Annotated in this window: 1 protein-coding gene and 1 pseudogene; both read left to right on the forward strand. The window is 74.7% G+C overall.

Going from position 1 to position 1,658, the window contains the following annotated elements; translation table 11 throughout:
- Positions 1–64: 64 nt before the first annotated feature.
- Positions 65–1,276: a C40 family peptidase gene (locus AOK18_RS26940; protein WP_055696022.1), complete on the forward strand. Its 1,212-nt coding sequence runs from the start codon at positions 65–67 to the stop codon at positions 1,274–1,276.
- Positions 1,277–1,345: 69 nt separating this feature from the next.
- Positions 1,346–1,658: pseudogene (locus AOK18_RS33715) on the forward strand (hypothetical protein); the annotation flags it as partial.

Below are 1,658 nucleotides of genomic sequence, written 5' to 3' on the forward strand. Positions count from 1 at the left end.
AACGTTCCGCCGCGGGGAGCCCCTGCCGCTCCCCGCGGCGGAACGTTGGAAGGAGTCGCCTCCCTTGGCGTCGCACCGCAAGTCGCGCACCCCGGGTGCACGCGTGGCCGGCATACGGACCCCCGCTCTCGCCACGGCGGCCCTGACCTCCGTCGCCCTCCTCTCCCAGACGGCCGACGCGGCGCCCTCGGACGACGGCCGGCCGAGCCTGGAGGAGGTGGAGAAGAAGGTCGACGACCTGTACCGCCAGGCGGAGTCGGCGACCGAGAAGTACAACGCGGCCAAGGAGAGGACCACCCAGCAGCGCAAGCGCGTCGACACCCTCCTTGACGACGTGGCCAAGCGCACCCAGACGCTCAACGAGGCACGGGAGGAACTGGGTTCCTTCGCCGCCGCCCAGTACCGGACCGGTGCCGGAGTCCCCGACACGGCGACCTTCCTGCTCGCGGACTCCCCGCAGGACTTCTTCGACCGGAACCAGCTGATGGACCGGATGACCGGCCGCCAGAAGGCGGCGGTCGACGACTACGTCACCCGGCAGTCCGAGACGATGGAGAAGCGCAAGGAGGCCGCCGAGAGCCTCGTGACGCTCGCCGACGCGCAGGACGACCTGAAGACCGCCAAGGCCACGGTCCAGAGGAAACTCGGCACCGCGCGCGAGCTGCTGTCGAAGCTGACCGCCGAGGAGAAGGCACGGCTCGCGGCGGCCGAGGAGAGGAAGCGGGAGGAGGCCGCCCGCGAGGCGGCCGAGCTCGCCCGGCAGCAGGCGGAGCAGCGGGAGGCCGAGGAGGAGGCCCGGCAGCGGCCGGCGGAGAGCGGCTCCTCCGGCACTTCCGAGTCCCCCGGCTCCTCCGGGTCCACCGGCTCCTCCGGCTCCACGTCGGCCGCGCCGCCGGCCTCGACGGACTCCTCGTACACGGCCAAGGCCGAGAAGGCCCTCGCCTTCGCCCGCGCGCAGATCGGCAAGCCCTACGTCTGGGGCGCCACCGGTCCCGGTTCCTACGACTGCTCGGGACTGACCCAGGCCGCGTGGAAGGCCGCCGGCGTCTCCCTCCCCCGCACCACCTACGACCAGGTCGGGGCCGGCACCGCGGTCGCGGTGTCCCAGGCCCGGCCCGGTGACCTCGTCTTCTTCTACGACGACATCACCCACGTGGGCGTCTACGTCGGCAACGGCATGATGATCCACGCGCCGAAGCCCGGCACCTACGTCCGCGAGGAGTCGATCTTCTACGACGGCGAGTCGTCGATCCACAGCGTGGTCCGCCCGGCCTGACGGACGCCGGGCACAACCGGGACGAACCCGGTGCGGTGCGGCGTGGTGAGGCGCGGATGCGGTGGGGCCGTGGGCGGTGCGGTCGCCGTCTCGTCACCGGCGGGAGCGGAACCGCTCACCGCCGGCAGCGCCCGGCCGTACCGGGGGGACGACGGCGTTCTCGGTGCGCCGCGGATGACGGCCGTCGGCCTCCCGGCGCCCGGCCCGGCCCGGCCCGGCGTGCTGCCGGGCGGCGGAGCCGTCCGGCCGCGGCCGCGGTACGACACCCGGCGCCGGGCGGCCGTGCTCCCCCTGGACATGACGACGGCGGCGGCGCTGTGCGCGTCCGCCGCCGTCGGCGCCCCGTGGCCCGGGGGCCCCGGGGGCCGGGGCCGTGTACCGG

This window comes from Streptomyces prasinopilosus, from assembly GCF_001419695.1.
In the GTDB taxonomy this organism is placed as follows: Bacteria; Actinomycetota; Actinomycetes; order Streptomycetales; family Streptomycetaceae; genus Streptomyces; species Streptomyces prasinopilosus.